Source organism: Streptomyces sp. NPDC005784, from assembly GCF_042871525.1.
Taxonomy (GTDB): Bacteria; Actinomycetota; Actinomycetes; order Streptomycetales; family Streptomycetaceae; genus Streptomyces.
Window position 1 is genome coordinate 289353 of record NZ_JBIAIQ010000001.1, and the last position, 22099, is coordinate 311451.

Annotated in this window: 19 protein-coding genes; 5 read left to right on the forward strand and 14 right to left on the reverse strand. The window is 71.1% G+C overall.

Features of this window, described 5'->3' with window-relative positions; translation table 11 throughout:
* Window positions 1-48 precede the first annotated feature (48 nt).
* Together pip and ACFYR3_RS01290 are read right to left on the reverse strand one after the other, a co-directional pair.
* Window positions 49-1053 carry a prolyl aminopeptidase gene (gene pip, locus ACFYR3_RS01285; protein ID WP_355855517.1) on the reverse strand — a complete coding sequence of 335 codons (1005 nt, stop codon included), beginning with the start codon at window positions 1051-1053 and terminating at the stop codon, window positions 49-51.
* Between the two features lie 9 nt (window positions 1054-1062).
* Complete coding sequence (locus tag ACFYR3_RS01290; protein ID WP_389280942.1) at window positions 1063-1950, reverse strand: uracil-DNA glycosylase; 888 nt, start codon at window positions 1948-1950, stop codon at window positions 1063-1065.
* A gap of 349 nt (window positions 1951-2299) precedes the next feature.
* Here ACFYR3_RS01290 and ACFYR3_RS01295 point away from each other — a divergent pair, with 349 nt between their 5' ends.
* On the forward strand, window positions 2300-2989 hold the full coding sequence (locus ACFYR3_RS01295) for an RNA-binding S4 domain-containing protein (RefSeq protein WP_355855523.1): 690 nt from the start codon (window positions 2300-2302) through the stop codon (window positions 2987-2989).
* A gap of 81 nt (window positions 2990-3070) precedes the next feature.
* Here ACFYR3_RS01295 and ACFYR3_RS01300 read toward each other — a convergent pair whose 3' ends face one another.
* The 3 genes from ACFYR3_RS01300 to ACFYR3_RS01310 all read right to left on the reverse strand — a co-directional run bounded on the left by ACFYR3_RS01300 (window position 3071) and on the right by ACFYR3_RS01310 (window position 5652).
* The gene (locus ACFYR3_RS01300) at window positions 3071-3523 is read right to left on the reverse strand and encodes a DoxX family protein (RefSeq protein WP_355855526.1); all 453 of its coding nucleotides are present in this window, start codon (window positions 3521-3523) and stop codon (window positions 3071-3073) included.
* A 314-nt stretch (window positions 3524-3837) separates the two neighbouring features.
* Window positions 3838-4527 (reverse strand): class I SAM-dependent methyltransferase, encoded by a 690-nt coding sequence (locus tag ACFYR3_RS01305; protein WP_389280944.1) that lies wholly within the window; start codon window positions 4525-4527, stop codon window positions 3838-3840.
* Between the two features lie 138 nt (window positions 4528-4665).
* Window positions 4666-5652 (reverse strand): acyltransferase domain-containing protein, encoded by a 987-nt coding sequence (locus ACFYR3_RS01310; protein ID WP_355855532.1) that lies wholly within the window; start codon window positions 5650-5652, stop codon window positions 4666-4668.
* A 93-nt stretch (window positions 5653-5745) separates the two neighbouring features.
* Between ACFYR3_RS01310 and ACFYR3_RS01315 the strand changes: the two genes are divergently transcribed.
* Window positions 5746-6057, forward strand: coding sequence for a DUF6343 family protein (locus ACFYR3_RS01315; protein WP_355855535.1), 312 nt, complete (start codon window positions 5746-5748; stop codon window positions 6055-6057).
* A 165-nt stretch (window positions 6058-6222) separates the two neighbouring features.
* On the opposite strand, the gene ACFYR3_RS01320 is transcribed toward ACFYR3_RS01315, so the two are convergent.
* The 4 genes from ACFYR3_RS01320 to rpsA all read right to left on the reverse strand — a co-directional run bounded on the left by ACFYR3_RS01320 (window position 6223) and on the right by rpsA (window position 10035).
* Window positions 6223-6603 carry a tetratricopeptide repeat protein gene (locus ACFYR3_RS01320; RefSeq protein WP_355855538.1) on the reverse strand — a complete coding sequence of 127 codons (381 nt, stop codon included), beginning with the start codon at window positions 6601-6603 and terminating at the stop codon, window positions 6223-6225.
* 50 nt (window positions 6604-6653) lie between these two features.
* The gene (gene coaE / locus ACFYR3_RS01325; protein ID WP_389280947.1) at window positions 6654-7262 is read right to left on the reverse strand and encodes a dephospho-CoA kinase; all 609 of its coding nucleotides are present in this window, start codon (window positions 7260-7262) and stop codon (window positions 6654-6656) included.
* 59 nt (window positions 7263-7321) lie between these two features.
* Window positions 7322-8260: a PAC2 family protein gene (locus tag ACFYR3_RS01330; RefSeq protein WP_389280949.1), complete on the reverse strand. Its 939-nt coding sequence runs from the start codon at window positions 8258-8260 to the stop codon at window positions 7322-7324.
* A gap of 272 nt (window positions 8261-8532) precedes the next feature.
* Window positions 8533-10035: a 30S ribosomal protein S1 gene (rpsA, locus tag ACFYR3_RS01335; protein WP_355855547.1), complete on the reverse strand. Its 1503-nt coding sequence runs from the start codon at window positions 10033-10035 to the stop codon at window positions 8533-8535.
* 317 nt (window positions 10036-10352) lie between these two features.
* Here rpsA and ACFYR3_RS01340 point away from each other — a divergent pair, with 317 nt between their 5' ends.
* Both ACFYR3_RS01340 and ACFYR3_RS01345 read left to right on the forward strand, forming a co-directional pair.
* Window positions 10353-11213 carry a class I SAM-dependent methyltransferase gene (locus ACFYR3_RS01340; protein WP_356781897.1) on the forward strand — a complete coding sequence of 287 codons (861 nt, stop codon included), beginning with the start codon at window positions 10353-10355 and terminating at the stop codon, window positions 11211-11213.
* Between the two features lie 212 nt (window positions 11214-11425).
* A complete protein-coding gene (locus ACFYR3_RS01345) occupies window positions 11426-14038 on the forward strand; it encodes an ATP-dependent RNA helicase (protein ID WP_389280951.1) in 2613 nt (870 codons plus the stop codon).
* On the opposite strand, the gene ACFYR3_RS01350 is transcribed toward ACFYR3_RS01345, so the two are convergent.
* From ACFYR3_RS01350 to ACFYR3_RS01360, 3 genes are all read right to left on the reverse strand, one after another.
* Window positions 14028-15020: a DUF3068 domain-containing protein gene (locus ACFYR3_RS01350; RefSeq protein WP_389280953.1), complete on the reverse strand. Its 993-nt coding sequence runs from the start codon at window positions 15018-15020 to the stop codon at window positions 14028-14030. The two genes, ACFYR3_RS01345 and ACFYR3_RS01350, sit on opposite strands and share 11 nt — an antisense overlap.
* Window positions 15021-15045: 25 nt before the next feature.
* Window positions 15046-15180 carry an SPW_0924 family protein gene (locus ACFYR3_RS01355; protein ID WP_351550740.1) on the reverse strand — a complete coding sequence of 45 codons (135 nt, stop codon included), beginning with the start codon at window positions 15178-15180 and terminating at the stop codon, window positions 15046-15048.
* A gap of 166 nt (window positions 15181-15346) precedes the next feature.
* The gene (locus tag ACFYR3_RS01360) at window positions 15347-17059 is read right to left on the reverse strand and encodes a lytic transglycosylase domain-containing protein (RefSeq protein WP_389280956.1); all 1713 of its coding nucleotides are present in this window, start codon (window positions 17057-17059) and stop codon (window positions 15347-15349) included.
* 245 nt (window positions 17060-17304) lie between these two features.
* Between ACFYR3_RS01360 and ACFYR3_RS01365 the strand changes: the two genes are divergently transcribed.
* On the forward strand, window positions 17305-18189 hold the full coding sequence (locus ACFYR3_RS01365) for a DUF4184 family protein (RefSeq protein WP_389280958.1): 885 nt from the start codon (window positions 17305-17307) through the stop codon (window positions 18187-18189).
* Here ACFYR3_RS01365 and ACFYR3_RS01370 read toward each other — a convergent pair.
* Window positions 18080-18841, reverse strand: coding sequence for a hypothetical protein (locus ACFYR3_RS01370; RefSeq protein WP_389280960.1), 762 nt, complete (start codon window positions 18839-18841; stop codon window positions 18080-18082). The two genes, ACFYR3_RS01365 and ACFYR3_RS01370, sit on opposite strands and share 110 nt — an antisense overlap.
* A gap of 505 nt (window positions 18842-19346) precedes the next feature.
* Complete coding sequence (polA, locus tag ACFYR3_RS01375) at window positions 19347-22073, reverse strand: DNA polymerase I (protein WP_389280962.1); 2727 nt, start codon at window positions 22071-22073, stop codon at window positions 19347-19349.
* Window positions 22074-22099 lie beyond the last annotated feature (26 nt).

Sequence of the window (22099 nt, forward strand, 5' to 3'; positions counted from 1 at the left end):
ATCCGGCTCGGCCAGTGGTCGACCGTGGGGCCGCCGGCCGGCGGGACCTCATCTCCCTGACGTCTCGCCGGCAGGCGGGGCCTCGTCTCCCTGACGCGAGGCGTACTTGTCCGTCGCCGCCACCAACGCGTCCACCACACCTCGCGCTCCCATGGTGTGCCCGACGTCGTCCACGACGATCAACTCGCTGTCGGGCCAACGGTGGTGGAGCCGCCACACCGTGCCCAGCAGGTTCCCGAAGTCGAGGCTGCCCTGGACGATCGTCCCGGGGATGCCCTTGAGCAGGGGTGCGTCGCGGATCACGGCACCCTCGTCGTTGCCCTCCCCCAGGAAGTGGTCATTGCCGAAGTAGTGCGTGACAGTCCGCGCGAAGCCCATGCGGAACTCCGAGTCCTCATAGCGCTCCTCCGACCGCGGCGGCGCCGGAATGATCGCCGTCTCCCAGTCGGTCCAGGCCCTCGCCGCCCGTGCCCTCACCTCGGGGTCGGGCGATTCCAGCAGTCGGCTGTACGCGGCGGCGATGTTCCCCTCCCGCTCCCCCTCGGGCAGCTCGGCGAGGAAGGGCTCGAACGCCTCGGGGAAGAACCGCCCAAGCCCCCTGGTCAGCAGGGCCACTTCGGCATTCGAGCCGGTGGCCACCGCGGTCAGCACCAGTTCGGAGACGGCGTCCGGATGCGTCTGCGCGTACCGCAGCCCCAGCACCGACCCCCACGACACACCCCACACCAGCCAGCGCCGGATGCCCAGGTGTTGTCGTAGCAGCTCCAGGTCCGCGATCACATGCGCCGTCGTATTGACGGCCATGTCCGTCCCGTACTCGGCGGCATGAGGCGTGGAACGGCCGCAGCCGCGCTGGTCGAGCAGCACGATCCGGTACTTGGCGGGGTCGCAGTAGCGCCGGAACCGAGGACCGCAGCCGGAGCCCGGACCGCCGTGCAGCATGACCGCGGGTTTGCCGTCGGGGTTCCCGCAGACCTCCCAGTACAGACGGTTGCCGTCACCGACGTCGAGCATGCCGTGGTCGTACGGTTCGATCTCCGGATACAGGCTCATCGCGCGAGGCTAACCCGGCGGCGGGCGCGAGGTCAGCCCCGCCGACTCCGCTGCGGCGCTCAGGACTTGGCGCAGCATCGCGGGCGTGAGCCGCCCGGTGAAGGTGTTCCGCTGGCTGACGTGGAAGCAACCGAAAAGCTCAACCGACGCGGAGGCAGAAGCGGAGGCAGAGGCAGAGGCAGAAGCGGGCTCGGGCCCGGGCGAAAACGCAGACACGAGATCGGAATCGGTGTCGGTTTCCGTGTCCGTGTCCGTGTCGGTTTCCGTGTCCGAGTCGGTTTCCGAGTCCGTGCTGCCCGGCTCCGGCCGCCGTCCGAGCGTCACCCGTGCCCCGTGCGCGAACGCCGGCCGTGGCCGGGGCACCGTCCACCCCGCCTCCGCGAAGGCGGGCAGCGCGGCCTGCCAGCCGAAGGCCCCGAGGACGATCACCGCCCGTAGCGTGGGCCGCAACAGCTCCAACTCTCTGACGAGCCAGGGTCGGCAGGTGTCCCGCTCCTCGGGCGTCGGCTTGTTGGCGGGCGGCGCGCAGTGCACGGGAGAGGTGACGCGTACGCCGTACAGTTCCAGTCCGTCGTCCGCGCTCACCGAGGTCCCCTGCGAGGCGAGGCCGACGTCGTGCAGCGCCGCGTACAGCACGTCGCCGGACCGGTCCCCCGTGAACATCCGCCCGGTCCGGTTCCCGCCGTGCGCGGCGGGCGCGAGCCCGACGACGAGGAGGGAGGCGTCGGCAGGCCCGAAGCCGGGCACCGGACGCCCCCAGTACGTCTGGTCGGCGAAGGCGGCGCGCTTGGTGGCGGCCACCTCTTCGCGCCACGCGACAAGACGCGGACAGGCCCGGCAGTCGGCGATCCGCGCGTCCAGCCTCGCGAGATCCGCGGGACTGGCCAGACCTTCCACGTGACCGGCGGAGGCTGCCGGACCTGCAGACACATACGTACCGGCTGAGACCGCCGAGCGCGCAGACACATCCGTACCGGCTGAGGCTGCCGAGCGCGCAGAGACTTCCCGACCGGCTGAGGCTGCCGGACCGGTTTCATTCGGGTCGCTGTCCACGCCACCAACGTACGACCGGTCCGCCCGCTCGCCGAGCGAGATGCCGGCGCCCGATGAGGCCACGCCCGTCGCAGACGGGTTCACCGTCGAGCACAGCACTCCGATGCCGGCGCCGAGAATGATCGCATCCGGGGTGGTCCGTGCGACGAAAAAGACATGTGGTGTGCCGGACCGCGGGCATTAGAGTCGAGTCATGGCTTCTCAGGGTGCTGACGGGGAGATGAAGGACGCGGGTCACGGCGGTGCGCGCGGCTCGGGCGACGCGAATGCCGCTACGGACGACTCCGGGGTCGCTACCACGGCGCCCTCCACGACCGCTGCCGCCGTCAAGGCCGCCGCCGCTGCCGGGCCTGCCGGCGGCGAGAGCGCGCGGGTCGACGTCTGGATCTGGTCCGTCCGTCTCGTCAAGACCCGCTCGATGGGTGCCACGGCCTGCAAGGGTGGCCATGTACGGGTCAATGGTGAGCGCGTCAAGCCCGCGTACTCGGTACACGTGGGCGACGAGGTACGTCTGCGGCAAGAAGGCCGGGAGCGGATCGTCATCGTGAAGCGCGTGATCCGAAAGCGGGTCGGCGCGCCCGTCGCCGTCGAGTGCTACGTCGACAACAGCCCGCCGCCTCCGCCGCGTGAGGCCGTGGCTCCGGCGGGCATCCGGGACAGGGGCACGGGGCGCCCTACCAAGCGGGACCGCCGCGAGACGGAACGCCTGCGGGGCATGCAGACGGGCTCGGCCGGCCCCGTCAGGTCCTCCGGCCCCTCCACTGGCACGACCGGCTCCGCGGGCAATTCCCGGCGCTCAGCCGGTCCTCGCTGGACCGGTCCCCCGTGGACCGGCCCCCGTTCGTCGGGTTCGTCGGGTTCTTCCGGCCCCACGACCTCCTGAACGCCCGTAAAGGCGAGGTGCCGTCGTACGACGTCGAGGGCTCCCCCGGTCTCGGGGGAGCCCTTCGTCCTTGCTGCGTCGTCACGCACGGCGTCCCGCCCGCCGGCGTACCAGGCGAAGCAGCTCCGTCGTGTGGCCGCGCCTGGCCCAGGCGATCAGGGCGAGCGGCAGCAGCAGGATGAGCGGCGTCGCCACGTACGGGCCGTGGATGACCGTGACGTTGACGATGAACGCACCGACCATCAGCGCGCCGAGCGCCGCCGCAGCCACCGAGTCAAGGAGCGGGATCAACAGGGCCAGGCCTCCGGCGAGTTCGAGCCCGCCGATGATGTACATGCCCGTGTGACCCCAGCCCAGCTTGTCGAACGACTCCGTCGCCGTGGGGTGGGCGATCAGCTTGGGAAGAGCACTCGCGAACGCGTAGAACAGGCCGAGGACGATCTGCAGGGCGGTCAGGGAGATGCGGGCGACGCGGGAGCGGGGAGTCGCGGCGGCCTGGGTGGTGGTGGCGAGGGGGAGGGTGGTCTCCGACACGGTGGTCTCCTGTGGGAAGCGGGGGCTGCTGCTTTCACAGAGATAGACCTGGGGACCGTCGGGAACTCATCGGCGCGGAACGGGGATTGTTCCACCCAGCGACCCGCTGTCCCCTTCCCCCCGTCCCCCCACCCCCACCCCGCCCCCGTCCGTCCCGCCCTCAAGCGTGCCGAGGCATCGCCAGGGGCGGGCATGCCCCAGCTGTGCCCAGTGTGTGCCCAGCCATGCCCCGGCCGTCCCCCTGCAGTCCCACTCCCTCGGCGCAGCGCCGACGTCTCCCGTGCCAGACCCTCCCCCGGCGCTGATTCGCTCGTTCACCCCTTCACGGCCCTCACCCACACCCCGTCGTCCGTCAGGTACCGGTCCACCTTCAGGCCCACCTCCGCCAGGGCCTCCTCGAAATCGTCCTTCGTCAAAGGGCGGGACAGAAACGTCTGGGTCCAGGTGGCGTCCGGAAACGTGTACTCCGCGCGCACCGAGTTGACCCCGTCCCCGACGGGCTCGGCGGACACGATGCGTGCGACGAATCCGGACGGGTCGGTGCGTTCGCGGGGCACGTCGGTGTGCCAGTCCTCGCCCTCGCGCTGGATCAACACGCAGCCGTCGTCGGCGACATGGCGGACACAGGTGTCCAGGAGCGCCCGCCGCACCCGGACATCCCCGGCGTGTATGAGGAACGACGCCAGCAGCACGACGTCGAACGTCTCTCCGAGGTCGAGGTCCTCGATGCTGCTGCGTATCCTGCGCGCCCCACGGACGTGCTCCAGCATTTCGGCGGACTCGTCCACCGCCGTTACCGCGAACCCGAGCTCCAGGAGCGGATGGGTCATCCGTCCCACCCCGCTGCCGAGTTCCAGAATGTGCGCGGCGGCGGGCACAGCGGCGGTGATGATGTCCGGTTCTGTTCCGACGGGCAGGCGGGTGTAGAGCTCTACCGCGCAGCCGTCCGGTGTGATGGCACCGGGCCCAGTGCCCTCGTATCCCTGACGCTTCTCGATCCTCATACCCGTCCAACGGACGGGTTCCGCGGGCCCGTTCCCTCCCTCCATCACTCGTTCGGGTGACATGTTCGAGGGACACCAGTCCGAGCCGGACCCTGGACCGGGACTGCCGGTCCCCGACCGGGGCTACGGCAGGACGGACTACAGCGCGAACCAGCCCCGTCCCCCGTACCAATGCCCACCACCGCGCAGGTGGTCCACCACCGCGCGCTCGACGCTGTTGCGCCTGGGCAGTTCGTCGAGCGGAAGCTCCGGGTCGCCGAAGACGAATCCGATGGGCACGGTGTCGTCCGGGGTGGGCTCCTCGCACTCGAGGTTGAAGCGGTCCTGGAAGCGAATGATGTTGGAGTCGGCCGGCAGATACCGCTTGAGCTGGGGGTCGAGCAGCCAGGAGTTGCAGACGGCGACCTCGTGGCGCTCGTCGGGGTAGTGGCGGGCGAAGAACTCCCGGGCCAGGGCGAGTGAACGGTCGCACGCGGCCTGCGAGAGCGGGCCGCGGAAGTCGGTGATGTGCAGACTCAGGCAGGCGTCGCCGGGGCTCAGGTCCAGACCCGCCGCCGCGACGGCGGCGGCCGTGCGCCGTCCCAGCAGCGCCCGCTGGAACTGGAGCCGGCCCAGCTGGAACAGCTCGCCGTGGAAGTGCAGGGCGATCCACCAGGGGAACAGCAGTCCTGGGCCGCCGGCCCTTCTGTGGTGCACGGACACATGACGGCCGAGGTCGGCGAGCGTGCGCCGGGAGACGTCCTCCGGGACACCGCGCTCGCGGTGATGGGCGCGGACATACGGAAGCGCCGCTATGAAGACGTACAGATGGAAACAGCGTCCGAGAGGCCCCGTCGTCGCGGGGAACGCGGGCGGCTCCCAGCCCTTTCCTATCTCTCCCATGTCCCGGACGAAGCGGGTGACGCAGCGCGCGAGGAGGGCCATGGCTTCCGGGTCGGCTACCAACCGGGCGCGCAGCGCGACGAGTTCATTGATGTGCTCATGGGGAACGGACAGGTCGAGCAGGATGTCGGGCAACGCGTCGGCGTCCGGGAGCGACGCTTCCCCCAGGACAGAACTTTCGCTCTCCAGGTCTCTCAGCCACTCGGCGAGCCTCGCGTCCGCCCGCAGCTCCTTCAGCAGCACAGTTGCCTCCCCCGGCGGCCGTCGTCCGGACCGCTCTCCCTTGGTGAACGTGCACCACGAAGAGTACGTTTCCTCGTAGGAGTAGTGATCCTGATGCGTACGGGCAGTGAACCGATGACAGCGCGCAGTGCTCTGCGGATGCGCTTCTGGCTGAGCGTCTGGGGCCTGATCTGGGCCATCTTCGGCACGGTCGCGTTCACCCTGGTGGGGCGGCCGGGATGGGCGGCGGCCTGTGGTCTGCTCTGGGTGATCGTCACCGTCGACATGACCATGATCCTGCGGCACATCAGACAGGGTCCGCACTATCAGCCGGGCCGTGACGTGCCGCCGTACGAACCCGTGGACGACCGGTCCCGGTACCGGCCTCCGGAGCGGCGCCGCCCGTCGAGGCCGTCGCACCCCTGAAGCGGCCGGGCGTCGGTCGCGCCCTGTCTTACGACGTGGTGCGCGGGGAGCCGTGGACGCGCCCCTACCGGGTGCCGGCGGCACGGGGTGCCAGGGACGCGAGGTGCCGGCAGCGCGGGTTGTCAGCAGGCCGCGCACGCCCTCGCCGCCGCCTCGCGTGGTCCTCTACGAGTCGAATCGTGCAGCTTCCAGGTACTGCGGCGTCGGGTCGAGTGCCGCTGCCAGTCTGAAGTGCCGCTTCGCCTGCTCGGGGCGTCGCTGGCGCTCGTAGGTCCGGGCGAGTGCGAAGTGCGCGAACGCGTTGTCCGGCTCGCGCTCCAGGACGATCGTGAACTCGAGTTCGGCAGGCCGTAGTTGCGCGGCAGCGAAGAAGGCACGCGCGCGCAGCAGCCGGGCCGCGGTGTTCTCCGGGTGAGCGGCGATGACAGGGTCGAGAAGCTTCACCGCACCCCGCGGGTCGCGCGCGGCCAGCAGTTGCTCGGCGGCGCGGAAGTCGATGACGTGCGTCTCCGGAGTACGTCCGGTCGATCCGCTGGTCTCGGGCACGGCAGAGTCCTTCCCTCGCTGCAGGGGTTCAACGCCCCTCCCGAGGGGCGCTATTCCTGGGGCTGCCGGGCTCTGCGCACGAGATCGGCCCATACGTCCCGCACGCGCCGCTCCAGTTCCTCCAGCGGTACGTCGTTGTCGATGACGATGTCCGCGATCGCCAGGCGCTTGTCGCGCGAGGCCTGGGCGGCCATGCGGGCGCGGGCGTCCTCCTCGGTCATGCCACGCAGGCGGACGAGGCGGTCGAGCTGGGTCTCGGGGCGGGCGTCGACGACGATCACGAGGTCGTACAGCGCGGCCAGGCCGTTCTCCGCGAGCAGGGGCACGTCGTGGACGACGACGGCGTCCTCGGGAGCGGCGTCCTCCAGTGCGCGCGAGCGGGTGCCGACCAGCGGGTGCACGATCGAGTTCAGGACGGCGAGCTTCTGCGGGTCGGCGAAGACGATCGAGCCGAGCTTCGGCCGGTCCAGGCTGCCGTCCGGAGCGAGCACGTCCTCGCCGAAGGCGTCGACCACCGCCGCCAGCCCGGGAGTTCCGGGCGCGACGACCTCCCGCGCGATCCTGTCCGCGTCGATCAGCACCGCGCCGTGCTCGACGAGCAGCCGTGACACTTCGCTCTTGCCGGCGCCGATACCACCGGTCAGACCCACCTTCAGCATGCCTCGCAGCTTAGGGCCTGCCACTGACAGACCCTCTGCCCGGGAGCCGGGAGTTGGGGTCAGGCGTCGCCTTCGCGCTCCGCCAGGAATCGCTCGAACTCCTGGCCGATCTCGTCCGCCGAGGGGATGTCCACCGGTTCCGCGAGCATGTTGCCGCGGGTCTCGGCGCCCGCGGCGGCGTCGTACTGGTGCTCAAGTCCCTGGACGAGCGCGACGAGTTCCTCGTCGCCCTCCTGGATCTGCCGGTCGATCTCGGTCTGGGTGCGGTGCGCCTCGGTCCGCAGGGCGTGCGCTATCCCGGGAAGCACCAGTCCGGTCCCGGCCGTGATGGACTCAAGGACGGTCAGTGCCGCGTCCGGGTACGGGGAGCGCGCGACGTAGTGGGGCACGTGGGCGGCGACACCGAGGACGTCGTGGCCGGCCTCCATGAGGCGGTACTCGACGAGGGATTCGGCGCTTCCGGGGACCTGCGCCTCGTCGAAGGGGCTGCGGTGACCGGGCACCAGGTCGGTACGGTTGCCGTGCGGGGTGAGGCCCACGGGGCGCGTGTGCGGGACGCCCATGGGGATGCCGTGGAAGTTCACGCAGAGGCGGACGCCGAGCCGTTCCACGATCTGCTGGACGGCGGCGGCGAAGCGCTCCCACTCGGTGTCAGGTTCGGGTCCCGACAGCAGCAGGAAGGGCGCGCCGGTGGCGTCCTGCACGAGCCGTACCTCAAGGGTCGGCTCCTCGTACTCGGTCCAGCGGTCGCGCTTGAACGTCAGCAGCGGACGTCGGGCGCGGTAGTCCACGAGCCGGTCGTGGTCGAAGCGGGCCACGACCTGGTGGGGCAGCGAGTCGAGCACCCGGTCGACGATCTGGTCGCCGGTCTCGCCCGCGTCGATGTATCCGTCGAAGTGGTAGAGCATGACAAGACCGGCCGACTCCTGGGCGAGTGCCATGTCGACCACGGCCAAGCCCTTCGGCTCCCATGCGTACAAACCCTGCGGATCAAGCACTGTGACCGCTCCTCCTCGTGTTCGTACTGCACAACGTGGCACAGAGCACGGACATTCCCGTCCCGTGCTCCGCACCACCCTCTCGTGCCTTGTCAGCCTCCACGAGGGGCCGGCAGGAGTTCCGCGGCCGGTGACGGCACCACCTGCGGACCGCAACCAGCACAGCATCGCGGTGACTTCCTGACCTGCGCCGCAAAAGGGCCCCATGGAAGTGGGCCCGCACCGAATCGGTGCGGGCCCACTTCTTTCAGCTACTTGCTAGCGGTGAGCTTTCAGCTCTGGCCGCCGGCGAGCTTCTCGCGGAGGGCGGCGAGCGCCTCGTCCGACGCCAGGGCGCCGGAGTTGTCGTCCGACTCCGAGGAGTAGGAACCGCCGCCACCGGACGCGGCCGGAGCCGCGCTCGTGGAGGTGGCACCCTCGGCCTCGGCCTGCGCGTCGGCCTCGCGGGACTTGATGACCTGAGCCTGGTGCTGCTCGAAGCGCGTCTGCGCCTCGGCGTACTGCGTCTCCCACACCTCACGCTGGGACTCGAAGCCCTCGAGCCAGTCGTTGGTCTCGGGGTCGAAGCCCTCGGGGTAGATGTAGTTGCCCTGGTCGTCGTACGACGCGGCCATGCCGTACAGGGTCGGGTCGAAGTCGACCGACGCCGGGTCGGCACCGAAGGACTCGTTGGCCTGCTTCAGCGAGAGGCTGATGCGGCGGCGCTCGAGGTCGATGTCGATGACCTTGACGAAGATCTCGTCGTTGACCTGGACGACCTGCTCCGGGATCTCCACGTGGCGCTCGGCCAGCTCGGAGATGTGGACCAGACCCTCGATGCCCTCGTCCACGCGGACGAACGCACCGAACGGAACGAGCTTCGTGACCTTACCCGGGACGACCTGACCGATCTGGTGCGTACGGGCGAACTGCTGCCACGGGTCTTCCTGCGTCGCCTTGAGCGACAGGGAGACGCGCTCGCGGTCCATGTCGACGTCGAGGACCTCGACTGTGACTTCCTGGCCCACCTCGACAACCTCGGAGGGGTGGTCGATGTGCTTCCAGGAGAGCTCGGAGACGTGCACCAGACCGTCGACGCCACCCAGGTCCACGAAGGCACCGAAGTTGACGATCGAGGAGACGACGCCGGAGCGGACCTGACCCTTCTGGAGGGTGGTGAGGAACGTCTGGCGAACCTCGGACTGGGTCTGCTCCAGCCAGGCGCGGCGGGACAGGACCACGTTGTTGCGGTTCTTGTCCAGCTCGATGATCTTGGCCTCGAGCTCCTTGCCCACGTAGGGCTGGAGGTCGCGGACACGGCGCATCTCGACGAGAGAAGCCGGCAGGAAGCCACGGAGGCCGATGTCAAGGATGAGTCCACCCTTGACGACCTCGATGACGGTGCCGGTGACGATGCCGTCCTCTTCCTTGATCTTCTCGATGGTGCCCCAGGCGCGCTCGTACTGGGCACGCTTCTTCGAGAGGATCAGGCGGCCTTCCTTGTCCTCCTTCTGGAGAACAAGGGCTTCGATCTCGTCGCCGACCTTGACGACCTCGTTCGGGTCGACGTCGTGCTTGATCGAGAGCTCGCGGCTCGGGATGACACCTTCGGTCTTGTAACCGATGTCGAGCAGGACCTCGTCCCGGTCGACTTTCACGATGACGCCGTCGACGATGTCGCCGTCGTTGAAGTACTTGATCGTCTCGTCGATCGCGGCGAGGAATGCTTCCTCGTTACCGATGTCGTTGACCGCTACCTGCGGCGTGGTAGAGGTGGTCTCGGTGCTGCTCGTCATGTGGGAAAGGGCTCCGGTACGGACAGTGAGTCGTAGGTACTGCTTACGCCGGGAGCCCGTTTCGCTCTGCAGAAGGCCGGACAGCCAAGGAAGCGCCCCGACAAAAGCCGGAGGCGCCTCGAAAACCGAGGGGACATACATACAGATGCGAGCGCAGCCTGCTACGTCTGAGGAGCGCAGGCCCGCAGCGCAACTTGTAGCATACGGGGGCAGCCGGGCAGGGTCAATGCGCGAAGGCGCACACCCGGGGCGGATCGCCGCAATCCCGGCACAAGACCTGTCTCACAAGGCCACGCGGGCAGTAAGACGCCTCTTTCGTGACACGCCCGAGACGGGTTGGACGGAAGAGTACGACGAGGGAGCCGATCATCCAAGAGCCCGAACCCATCGAACCGGAAGCCACCCGACGTGATGCGGATCTCATCGAGAGTTCCCGGGCGAATCGGGGCTGGTGGGACCGGAACGCGGACGAGTACCAGATCGAACACGGCACGTTCCTCGGCGACGACCGATTCGTGTGGTGTCCCGAGGGCCTCGACGAGGTGGAGGCCGAGCTGCTCGGCCCTCCGGAGGACCTCAAGGGCAAGGACATCCTGGAGATCGGCGCCGGCGCGGCACAGTGCTCGCGCTGGCTGGCCGGCCAGGGCGCGCGTCCGGTGGCCCTGGACCTCTCCCACCGCCAGCTCCAGCACGCGCTGCGCATCGGGGGCGCCGTGCCCCTGGTGGAGGCGGACGCGAGCGCGCTGCCGTTCGCTGACGGCTCCTTCGACCTCGTGTGCTCGGCGTACGGCGCGCTGCCGTTCATCGCCGACCCGGTGCTCGTGCTGCGGGAGGTCCACCGGGTATTGCGTCCGGGCGGCCGTTTCGTCTTCTCCGTCACGCACCCGGTCCGCTGGGCGTTCCCGGACGAGCCGGGCCCCGAGGGCCTGACGGTGTCCGCGTCCTACTTCGACCGCACTCCGTATGTGGAGCAGGACGAAGACGGCCGCGCGGTCTACGTGGAGCACCACAGAACGGTCGGCGACCGGGTGCGCGACGTGGTGGCGGGCGGCTTCCGCCTGGTCGACCTCGTCGAGCCGGAGTGGCCGGCCTGGAACACCCAGGAGTGGGGCGGCTGGTCCCCGCTGCGGGGGAACCTCATCCCGGGCACGGCGATCTTCGTGTGCGAACGGGACTGACGTACGGGATCCGCAAGAACAAGGTGCGCGTTGCACGCGCGCGTGCAAGTTGCGCAGGAAGGGGAGCCGAATCGGCTCCCCTTCGTGCGTCTTCTTGCGTCTTCGCATGTCGCGTTCGTGCGGTCTTCGTGAGCCGCGGTGTGTCCCACGCGCGTGGAGGCCGTACCGGACTTCGTACGCGGCCGGTTGTGCGCTCGTACGAGACTGGGGGCGTGATCCGTTACGAAGCCCTGGACGTACTGCCCGTACGTGGCGCCCTGCCCGCTGTGGACGATGCCCTGGAGGGGCACGGCAGCGCGGTGCTGGTGGCTCCGCCCGGCACCGGCAAGACCACGCTGGTGCCGCTGGCCCTGGCGGGTCTCCTGGACGACGGGCGCCCGGCACGCCGGGTGGTGGTGGCCGAGCCGCGGCGGATCGCGGCCCGGGCCGCCGCCCGGCGGATGGCGTGGCTCCTCGGCGAGCAGGTCGGCCGGAACGTCGGATTCACGGTGCGCGGGGAGCGGGTGGTCGGCCCCCGCACGCGCGTGGAGGTCGTCACGACCGGGGTCCTGCTCCAGCGGTTGCAACGGGACCAGGAGCTGGCGGGCGTCGACGTGGTCGTGCTCGACGAGTGTCACGAGCGACATCTGGACGCCGACACGGTGGCCGCGTTCCTGCTGGACGTGCGGGCCGCGCTCCGTCCCGAGCTGCGGCTGGTCGCCGCGTCCGCGACGACGGACGCCGGAGGCTGGGCCCGGCTGCTGGGCGACGCGCCAATCGTCGAGGCGGAGGGTGTCTCGTATCCGGTCGAGACGGTGTGGGCGCCGCCCGCGCGCCCGGTACGGCCGCCGCACGGGATGCGGGTGGACCCGGCGCTGCTCACGCATGTGGCGTCCACGGTGCGGCGGGCGCTGGCCGAGCGCTCGGGTGATGTCCTGTGCTTCCTTCCCGGCGTCGGGGAGATCGCGCGGGTCGCCGGGCAGCTGGGTGGTCTCGGGGACATCGATGTGCTTCAGGTGCACGGGCGGGCTCCGGCGGCCGTGCAGGACGCGGTGCTCACGGCCGGGGTACGGCGCCGGGTGGTCCTCGCGACCTCGGTGGCCGAGTCGTCGCTGACGGTTCCGGGAGTGCGCGTGGTCGTGGACTCCGGGCTGGCGCGGGAGCCGCGGGTGGACCACGCGCGCGGGTTGAGCGCCCTGGCGACCGTACGGGCCTCGCAGGCGGCCGGACGGCAGCGGGCGGGGCGGGCCGGACGTCAGGCGCCGGGCGCGGTGTACCGGTGCTGGGCGGAGGCGGAGGACGGCCGTCTGACGCGGTTCCCGGCTCCCGAGATCAAGGTGGCCGACCTGACGGCGTTCGCCCTCCAGGCGGCGTGCTGGGGCGATCCGGAGGCGACGGGGCTGGCCCTGCTGGATCCGCCGCCGGGCGGGGCGATGGCGGCGGCCCGGGCCGTCCTGTCGGCCGTGGGCGCGGTCGACGGCTCGGGGCGGGCCACGGAACGCGGTGTGCGCATGTCCCGTCTTGGCCTGCACCCGCGGCTGGCGCGGGCGCTGCTGGACGCGACCCCGGTGGTGGGCGTGGCGCGGGCCGCCGACGTGGTCGCGCTGCTGAGCGAGGAGCCGCCGCGCGAGTACGGCGACGACCTGGCCGCCGCCTGGCGCACCGCCCGGCGCGGGGGCGACGCCTACGCGGCCCGCTGGCGCACCGAGTCCCGCCGGCTGCGCTCCGCGGCGGCCGGCGCCGGGACCGCGCCCGGCGACGCGTCCTCCCCCGGCTCTCCCTCCGCTCCGGAGGCGCGCACCGAGGGGCCGGGGCACCACCGGGGCGACCGTGACGGCACCCCCGCAGACAGCGGGGCGCGGGCGGAGCCCGGGGACGACCGGGTCGTCGGGCTCGTCGCCGCGCTGGCGTTCCCCGAGCGGGTCGCGCGCGTGCAGGGCGGCTCCCACCTCATGGTCAACGGGACCCGCGCCGACGCCGGTGAGGGCTCCGTCCTGCGCGGCGCTCCCTGGCTCGCGGTCGCAGTCGCCGACCGTCCCGTCGGCAGGGGGCACGCGCGCGTGCGGCTCGCTGCGGTGATCGACGAGCGGACGGCACGGCGGGCCGCCGCCGGCCTGTACTCCGAGGGCGACGAGGTCCACTGGGCCGAGGGCGATGTCGTCGCGCGGCGGGTGGAGCGGCTGGGGGCGGTGGAGCTGGCCGTGCGGCCGTTGCGGAACGCGGACCCCGGGCTCGTAAGGGAAGCGCTGCTCGAAGGGCTGCAGGAGGAGGGGTTCGGTCTGCTGCGGTGGTCGCCGGACGCCGCGGTGCTGCGGCAGCGGCTCGCGTTCCTGCGCCGGCGGCTCGGAGACCCGTGGCCGGATGTCTCCGGCGAGGCGCTCCACGCGCGCGTGGAGGAGTGGCTGGAGCCGGAACTGAGCCGGGCCCGGCGGCGGGCGGACCTGGCGCGGATCGACGCCGGGCAGGCGCTGAACCGGCTGCTGCCCTGGGCGACGGGAGAGGCGGCCCGGCTCGACGAGCTCGCGCCCGAGCGGATCGAGGTGCCGAGCGGGTCGAGAATCCGCGTCGACTACGCCGACCCCGCGCAGCCGGTGCTCGCCGTGAAGCTGCAGGAGATGTTCGGGCTGCACGCCTCGCCCGCGGTCGCCGGTGTGCCGGTACTCGTGCATCTCCTCTCCCCGGCGGGCCGGCCGGCCGCGGTCACCGCCGATCTCGCGTCCTTCTGGAAGGACGGCTACAAGGGCGTGCGGGCCGAACTGCGCGGCCGGTACCCCAAGCATCCGTGGCCCGAGGACCCGGCGACCGCCGAGCCGACGCGGTACACGAACGCGCGGCTCAGACGTTGACGGGCTCGGGGTCGGCCGCCGGGGCGGGTGCGGGATCGCCCGGCCTGCGGCCGCGGGCCTCCAGGTACAGCGAGAGGGACAGCAGGGCCGCGCCCAGGAGCAGGAAGCCCCAGGGGAGGTAGGAGGTCATCATCAGGACGAGGGTGCGGTTCGACTTGACCAGGTCGACGGTGTGCCTGATGTAGTCCTCGCGCATCTTCACGTGCCCGGAGAAGGCGGTCACCTTGTCCCGGCCGCCCAGGAGCGTGCCGCCGCGGAGTTCCTCCTTGTGGATCTCCTCGCCGTAGACGGGTGCTCCGGTGACCGGCTCGACCCAGAACTTGCGGACGGTGGTGTACCAGCGGGTGGTGCCGGTCTTGGCGACGGACTCCGGGGTGATGCCCTGGACGGGCATGACCTTGGGGAACTTCACCTTCGTCCAGGGGATGGTCTGCTCGAAGTAGTAGACCTTGACACCCCGGAAGGTCCGGGTGCCCTGGTAGTGGATGGGCGCCGAGGTGCGGGTCTGCGCGTCGAAGTACTCGTAGTCCCGTTTCTCGGTCCGGAAGGGCCACTTGAACTCGATGCCCTCGCGGGTGACGGGGTCGCCGTCGACGGACTCGCCTGTGGCGTGGACGGGTTCCTGGCTGTGCGCGTCGAAGATGTAGCGCTCGGGGAGCTTGGAGACCATCTTCCCGTCGGGGCCCTGGACGTAGGAGAGGGAGTCCCAGACGACGACGTCACGGCCCGCGGTCCGCTCGATCCGGTCGGAGGCCTCGACGTTGCCCTTCAGGGTCTGCACGATGGTGACCTTGCTGACCTTCTTGGCCTTCATGGTGCCGTAGTCGAGGAGGGTCGCGTCGTTCGCCTCCAGAACCATGTCCTGGTACTGGTTGGCGGGGATCTTGGCCAGGCGCGGGAAGGCGTACCAGCGCAGCAGCGGGGACAGCGCCGCGAAGAACACGGCGAGCGCGAGCAGGATCAGGCTTGCCTTGCGGCGCATCTCGACGGCCCTCCCGGTGCGTGCGTCAGGGGTGCTTGGGGACGGTGGTGAGCATCGGCTTCGGTGAGGTGTGTCCGGCCGGCGAGCCCATCGCCGTGATGGTCAGGACCAGCGCGAATGCCACGGCGAGACCGGTCGCGGCGGCGATGAGGGCACGCATGCGGGCCTCCCGAGGGCCAGGAGCTGATACATCGTCAGGTCCGGCACCGTAGCAACGGCCGGGCGAGATGAGAACACGTCGCGCACACAACGGATCAGGGCGCCCCCGCGGCGTGAGCCGAGGAGGCGCCCTGGAGACGCATGGGCCGCGCGGTGGGGGCGCGGTTCTACGACGCGGGGGCGGCCACCGTCAGTTCGACGGTCAGCGTGGCCCCGCCGGTGGTGGTGATGCGGAGCAGGAAGGTGCCGGTGGTGTCGTCGGCATACAGCTTCGGCAGCACGAGCCGGCCGTCCGCGTCCGTGGTCAGGGCGGTGAGGGTGCGTACGGTCTTGCCGTCCGCGTCCTTGAAGTAGGGGCCCTTGTCGTTCTCGGTGGCGTCGTCGGCGGACTTGATCAGGGTCGCGGTCGCGGCGACCTTGCCTGCGGCCGCGCCCTGGTAGGTGGCCTTCACCTCGACCTGGTCGGCGAACTCGCCGCCCGGTACGCAGGTCAGCGCGGTGTCGGTGGTGCGGGCCAGGGTGTCGGCCTGGCGGGCGGTGACGGTGGCCGTGTAGTCGAGGCCGGCCATGACGCGGCCCACGACGGTGACGCGGACGGTGAAGTCGCCCGTCTTCTCACCCGCTGTGAGGGCGGGCGCGGTGGCCGTGCCGAGCCCGTTGGTGACCTGTGTGGCGACGGCCTCGCCGCCGGTGAAGGTGGCATCCGTGTCGCCGACGATCGTGAACCGCACCCGGACCTTCGCCACGGCCTTGCCGGCCTTGTCCTCGGTCCGTACGGCGATCTTCTGCGCGAACGTGTCGCCGGCCGTCGCCGTGAGCTTTCCGTCGCCGGTGTTCGCCAGGTGGTCCACCGTCTGGGTGGGCGTCGGTGTGGGCGTGGGCGTCGGAGTGGGGGTGGGCGGGCTCGTCGGCGGCGGCGTGACGGGCGGGGTCGGGGTGGCGGGCGGCGTCGGGGTCGGGGCGGGGCTCGTCGGGCCGCCGCCCGGCCTCGGGCTGCTCGGCGGAGTGGGAGTGGGGCTCGGCGTGGCCGGGTCGTCGCTGTGGTGCGAGGGCAGCGTGCCCGTGCCGTTGGGGATCTCGTGCGTGCCCTTGCGGTAGTACTCCAGCCACGACAGGACGGTGTTGAGGTACGCCGTCGAGTTGTTGTAGCTGAGGATCGCGGCGTTCAGCTGCGCCTGGACGGACATGTCGTGGCCGAAGCGGCACAGGTAGTGCCCGGCGGCGAGCGCCGCGTCGTAGACGTTGTTGGGGTCCTTCTTGCCGTCGCCGTTGCCGTCGCGACCCGCCCACGCCCAGGTGGAGGGGATGAACTGCATGGGACCGACCGCGCGGTCGTACGTGCTGTCGCCGTCGAACGCGCCGTTGTCGGTGTCCGTGATGCTGGCGAAGCCGTTGCCGTTCAGGACCGGGCCGAGGATCGGCGAGAGGGTGGTGCCGGCCGCGTCGACGCGGCCGCCGCGGGCCTGGCCCGACTCGACCTTGCCGATCGCGGCGAGGAGCTGCCAGGGCAGGTTGCAGGTCGGCTTGGACTCGTGCAGCGATGCCTCGGCCTGCTTGTAGGCGTCGAGAACGGTCGCCGGGATGCCCGCCTCCGCGGCGCCCGTGGCGGCGGGCGTGCCGCCTCCCACGCTCGCGCTCGGTTCGGGGTTCGGGCTCTGAAGCGGCGGAAGGTCCGTGTAGTAGCGCGAGTTGCCGGTCGCGGTGCCGTCGCCGCCGGCATCGTTCGCGCCCAGGCCGACATCGGCGCCCGCCGACTGTCTGCCGTGGTCGTCGGTCATCACTCCCGGGGCCTGGGAGGCGGACAGAGCCGCGACCGCGGCCGCGGCCACAGCGGTGGTTGCCGCGCTCTTGCGCAGCCTCCTGCCGAATTGCGCCGCCATTGAGTGAACCCCTCCCACGGACGACCGGCCCAGCCCGCCGTCTCTCAGAACCCTGTGCGCTTCCGCAGTTTCCGGCCGTACTCCCCAGCACGGCGACCCAGGCGACCCTACGACAACTTCCGTTGCCCAGGCAGCTGTTCGCGCCCGATATTCACCAGTTGGCCATGTGACGTCGTCCCGCATACTGGCCGTCAGTGATCAACCGGCCGGACATAGCCGGTCACCAGTAGCCGCAGGGGGACGTTTTGCCCTTCACTCTCAGTCACGCGGCCGCCGTACTGCCCGCCGTGCGCGGGGACGGAAGCGGTCGCGGCCGATTGATTCCCGCCGTTCTCGTGGCGGGTTCCTTCGCTCCCGACATGACCTACTACGCGGCGAGCGTAGTGCCCGGGGCGATGGAGTTCGGCACCTTCACCCACTCGTTCGCCGGGGTGTTCACCGTCGATGTGCTTATCGCATGGACACTGGTGGGTGCCTGGCTGGCGCTGCGCGAACCGCTGGTGGCCCTGATGCCCACGGCACGACAGGGGCGCACGGCGCGGCTCTTGCGCTGCGGGGCAGCACGCGAGCCGGTGCGCGCGCCGGTGATCCTGTGGTGGTACGTCTCCGCGGCGCTCGGCGCGCTGACGCATGTGGTGTGGGACGCGTTCACCCATCACGACCGGTGGGGGGTACGGCTCTTCCCCGTCCTCGGGCGGAACCTCGCGGGCTCGCCGCTCTACTGGTACGTCCAGTACGGCAGTTCGGCGGTGGCGGCCGTCGTGATCGTGGCCTTCGTGGTGCTCGCCCTGCGCCGCACGCCCCACGGTCCGGCCGTCGGGGTGCCCGTCCTGTCCACCGCCGACCGGTGGCTGGCCGCCGCGGTGATCGGCGGCCTCGCGCTGGCCGCCGCGGTGCAGCGGGCGGTGCGCTGGTGGGCGTACTGGGGATCCATCGCGAAGCCGTGGGAACTCATTCCGCCGCTGTCCTTCGGCGGGGGCGCGGGCCTGGTCCTCGGCCTCGGCCTGTACGTCACGGCGGTCAGGCTGTGGCGTCCCGCTCCGGCTCGTCCCGGCCCGGCTCGTCCCGGCCCGGCTCGTCCCGGTCCGGCGGCGGCCCGTACGGAGCCGAGCCGCCCCGCTCCTCGCTGACCGCGGTACCGGTGGCAACGCTCCGGAGCAGGCCGCGTCCGTGGCCGAGGCACCGGTGCACGGCCCGGGCGAAACGTTCGACGACGCGGGCGGCGTACGGCATCGTCGGATGGTCGTACGACAGGACGATGACGCGGTAGCTGCGGGCGGGGCCGGTGAAGGCTCCGATGCCGTGGACGCGCCCGCCGTTCGCGGTCCGGGGCAGCCGGCCGGTCGAGATGTGCGCCTTCACACCGCGCGGCGGGATGGAGGGCACGGCCCTGCGCCGGTCGCCGCGGACCCGGATGAGCAGCCGCAGGCCGTGCACACGGGTCCTCAGGAACGCGTGGGCGCCGGTGAGCACCGTCGGCAGCCGCATCCGGTCGCCGGCCGTGGTGCGGGTCGGACCGCCTGTCCTGTCGTCGCGCGCCGCCACCAGGACGGTGCCCGGGCGTGCCGACAGTGCCGCCTGGAGGTCGCGGGACAACCGGGCCGCGAGGTCCTCGTCGTGGGAGGAACGGCAGGCCTCGGGCAGCTGGGCGGTGCCCGCTTCGGCGGCGACCGCGGGTATCGGCGCGAGCAGGACCGGGACGACGGCCGCGGTCACCGTCACGGTCGCGACCACGACGGTCGTGGCCATGACCGTACGGCAGTGGAGCGTGCGTATACCCATGCCCGCATCCTTACGGCACCTTCCGGCCCCGGGCGCTCTGTGAGAGCCACGCGAGTGACAGCTCCCTGGACAGCTCCCTCCGGACATGGGGCACCGCGGAATCCGCGGGGAGCAGCGGGGAGCAGCGGGACCGCGAAGCCCGCAGACAGCGCGGGGCGCAGATCCGGAGGACCCGACGGCGTAAGCGCGCGGCCGAAGTCGCCCGGCATGCGGCCGGGTTACGCCCGGCGCGCGGCCGGGGTACATCCGGCTCGCGCGGCCGGGGTACATCCGGCTCTCGGCCGAGGTGCACCCGGCGCATGGCCGGCGTGCGGCCAGAGTCACCCGGGATACGCCCGGAGCCGCCCGGCACGCCTCCGGCGGGTGCTCGAAGTCGCACGGCGTGCGGCGTGCGGCGTGCGGTCAGGGGCAGGGTCAGGGGCAGGTCGCTCTGGATACGGCCGGTGTGCGGGCCCGGTGCCTCGGGGGCTGGGCCCGCATGCCTTGGCCGAAGGCGGCCCCGGCGCTAGTGCGCCGCCGACTCCCAGTCCGGGCCCGAGCCGACCGAGACGTCCAGCGGGACCTGGAGCTGGACGGCTGACGTCATCTCGTGGCGCAGCAGCTCCTCGGTCCGGGCGCGCTCGCCCGGGGCGATCTCCAGGACGATTTCGTCATGGACCTGGAGAAGCATGCGGGAGGTGAGGTTCGCCTCGCGCAGCGCCCGGTCCACGTTGAGCATCGCGATCTTGACGATGTCGGCGGCCGTGCCCTGGATGGGCGCGTTGAGGGCCATACGCTCGGCCGCCTCGCGGCGCTGCCGGTTGTCGCTGTTGAGGTCCGGCAGATAGCGGCGGCGTCCGAAGAGCGTCGCGGTGTAGCCCGTGGCCCGGGCCTCGTCGACCGCCCGGCGCAGATAGTCCCGTACACCGCCGAAGCGCTCGAAGTACGTGTCCATCAGCGCACGGGCCTCGCCCGCCTCGATGTTCAGCTGCTGGGAGAGACCGAACGCCGACAGCCCGTAGGCCAGGCCGTACGACATCGCCTTGATCTTGCGGCGCATCTCGGCGTCGACCGCGGACCGCTCCACGGAGAACACCTGGGAGGCGACGGTGGTGTGCAGGTCCTCGCCGGAGGTGAACGCCTCCAACAGGCCCTCGTCCTCCGACAGATGGGCCATCACCCGCAGTTCGATCTGGCTGTAGTCCGCGGTCATGAGGGACTCGAAACCCTCACCGACCACGAAGCCGCGACGGATCGCGCGTCCCTCGTCGGTACGGACCGGGATGTTCTGCAGGTTCGGATCGGTCGACGACAGCCGGCCCGTCGCCGCCACCGTCTGGTTGTAGGTGGTGTGGATACGGCCGTCCGCGGCGATCGACTTGATCAGGCCCTCGACCGTGACGCGCAGCTTCGCCTGCTCACGGTGGCGGAGCATGATCACGGGCAGTTCGTTCTCGGTCTGCGCCGCCAGCCAGGCCAAAGCGTCCGCGTCCGTCGTGTAGCCCGTCTTGGTCTTCTTCGTCTTCGGCAGGGCCAGCTCACCGAAGAGGACTTCCTGGAGCTGCTTGGGCGAGCCGAGGTTGAACTCGTGCCCGGCGGCCGCGTGCGCCTCCTTCACGGCCTGCTGCACCGCCTCGGCGAACATCTGCTCCATGGCCTCCAGATGCGCCCGGTCCGCCGCGATGCCGTGCCGCTCCAGGCGGGCCAGCAGACTGGACGTGGGCAGCTCCATGTCACGCAGCAGATCCGCCGCGCCGACCTCCTGGAGCTTCTCCCCGAACGCCTCGCCCAGGTCGAGGATCGTGCGGGCCTGCGCCATCAGCGCGTCGGCCTCGGCCTGCTCGTCCGTACCGAAGGCGAGCTGGCCGTCCGCCGCGGCGGCGGGTCCGAGCTCCCGGCCGAGGTACTCGAGCGAGAGCGCGTCCAGCGCGAAGGAGCGGCGGCCCGGCTTGACCAGGTAGGCGGCGAGCGCGGTGTCCATGGTCACACCCTCGATGGTCCAGCCGTGCTCGGCGAAGACCCGCATCGCGCCCTTGGCGTTGTGCATGACCTTGGGCTTCCCGGGGTCGGCGAGCCACGCGGCGAACGCGTTCTCGTCGGGCTCGTCCAGCTGGGACGGGTCGAACCAGACGGCCGCCCCCGCACCGGCCGCGAGCGCGACCTCGGCGACGGACCCCGTGCCCAGCGCCCACGAGTCGACCGTGGACATGCCCAGAACCGCCGTGCCGTGCTCGGCGAGCCACGGCTCCAGCTCGCCCGCGCCCAGCACCACGCCGTCGATCTCGACGCCCTCGGCGACGGGCCGCGCCTCCTCGGCCTCCCCCGCCCCAGGGTCCACGGCCAGAAGCCGCTCCCGCAGCGAGGGGTTACGGATCTCCAGGGTGTCCAGGACCATCGCGAGCGCCGTACGGTCGTACGCGGCCCGCTCCAGGTCAGCCACCGTCCGGGGCAGCTCGACGTCCTTGACCATCTCCGTGAGACGGCGGTTGAGCTTCACCGCCTCCAAGTGGTCGCGCAGGTTCTGCCCGGCCTTGCCCTTGACCTCGTCGACCCGCTCGACCAGCTCCGCGAACGAACCGAACTGGTTGATCCACTTCGCGGCCGTCTTCTCGCCGACACCGGGAATGCCCGGCAGGTTGTCCGACGGGTCACCGCGCAGCGCCGCGAAGTCGGGGTACTGCGCCGGCGTCAGCCCGTACTTCTCGAAGACCTTCTCCGGAGTGAACCGGGTCAGCTCGGAGACACCCTTCGTCGGGTACAGCACCGTCGTGTGCTCGGACACCAGCTGGAAGGAGTCACGGTCGCCCGTGACGATCAGCACCTCGAAGCCCTCGGCCTCGGCCTGCGTGGCGAGCGTCGCGATGATGTCGTCGGCCTCGAAACCGTCCACCGCGAACCGCTGCGCGTGCATCGCGTCCAGCACCTCGCCGATCAGCTCGACCTGCCCCTTGAACTCGTCAGGGGTCTTCGACCTGTTCGCCTTGTACTCGGTGAACTCCTCGGAACGCCACGTCTTGCGCGACACGTCGAACGCCACAGCGAAGTGCGTGGGCGACTCGTCGCGCAGCGTGTTCGCCAGCATCGACGCGAAACCATAGATGGCGTTCGTCGGCTGGCCCGTCGCCGTGGTGAAGTTCTCCGCGGGCAGCGCGAAGAACGCGCGGTAGGCCAGCGAGTGCCCGTCCATGAGCATCAGGCGCGGGCGGCCCGTACCTGCGGTGTTCTCGGTCTTCTTCGATGCTGTGTCTGCCACGCCCCCGATCCTGCCACGGCCCACTG

What these genes read in the sequence shown, in the direction of transcription:
- rpsA (WP_355855547.1), bottom strand. Translation starts at nt 10,035, where the DNA reads ATGACGAGCAGCACCGAGACCACCTCTACCACGCCGCAGGTAGCGGTC.
- pip (WP_355855517.1), bottom strand. Translation starts at nt 1,053, where the DNA reads ATGAGCCTGTATCCGGAGATCGAACCGTACGACCACGGCATGCTCGAC.
- ACFYR3_RS01355 (WP_351550740.1), bottom strand. Translation starts at nt 15,180, where the DNA reads ATGCGTGCCCTCATCGCCGCCGCGACCGGTCTCGCCGTGGCATTCGCG.
- ACFYR3_RS01350 (WP_389280953.1), bottom strand. Translation starts at nt 15,020, where the DNA reads ATGCGCCGCAAGGCAAGCCTGATCCTGCTCGCGCTCGCCGTGTTCTTC.
- ACFYR3_RS01295 (WP_355855523.1), top strand. Translation starts at nt 2,300, where the DNA reads ATGGCTTCTCAGGGTGCTGACGGGGAGATGAAGGACGCGGGTCACGGC.
- ACFYR3_RS01370 (WP_389280960.1), bottom strand. Translation starts at nt 18,841, where the DNA reads ATGGGTATACGCACGCTCCACTGCCGTACGGTCATGGCCACGACCGTC.
- coaE (WP_389280947.1), bottom strand. Translation starts at nt 7,262, where the DNA reads ATGCTGAAGGTGGGTCTGACCGGTGGTATCGGCGCCGGCAAGAGCGAA.
- ACFYR3_RS01360 (WP_389280956.1), bottom strand. Translation starts at nt 17,059, where the DNA reads ATGGCGGCGCAATTCGGCAGGAGGCTGCGCAAGAGCGCGGCAACCACC.
- ACFYR3_RS01315 (WP_355855535.1), top strand. Translation starts at nt 5,746, where the DNA reads ATGCGTACGGGCAGTGAACCGATGACAGCGCGCAGTGCTCTGCGGATG.
- ACFYR3_RS01305 (WP_389280944.1), bottom strand. Translation starts at nt 4,527, where the DNA reads ATGAGGATCGAGAAGCGTCAGGGATACGAGGGCACTGGGCCCGGTGCC.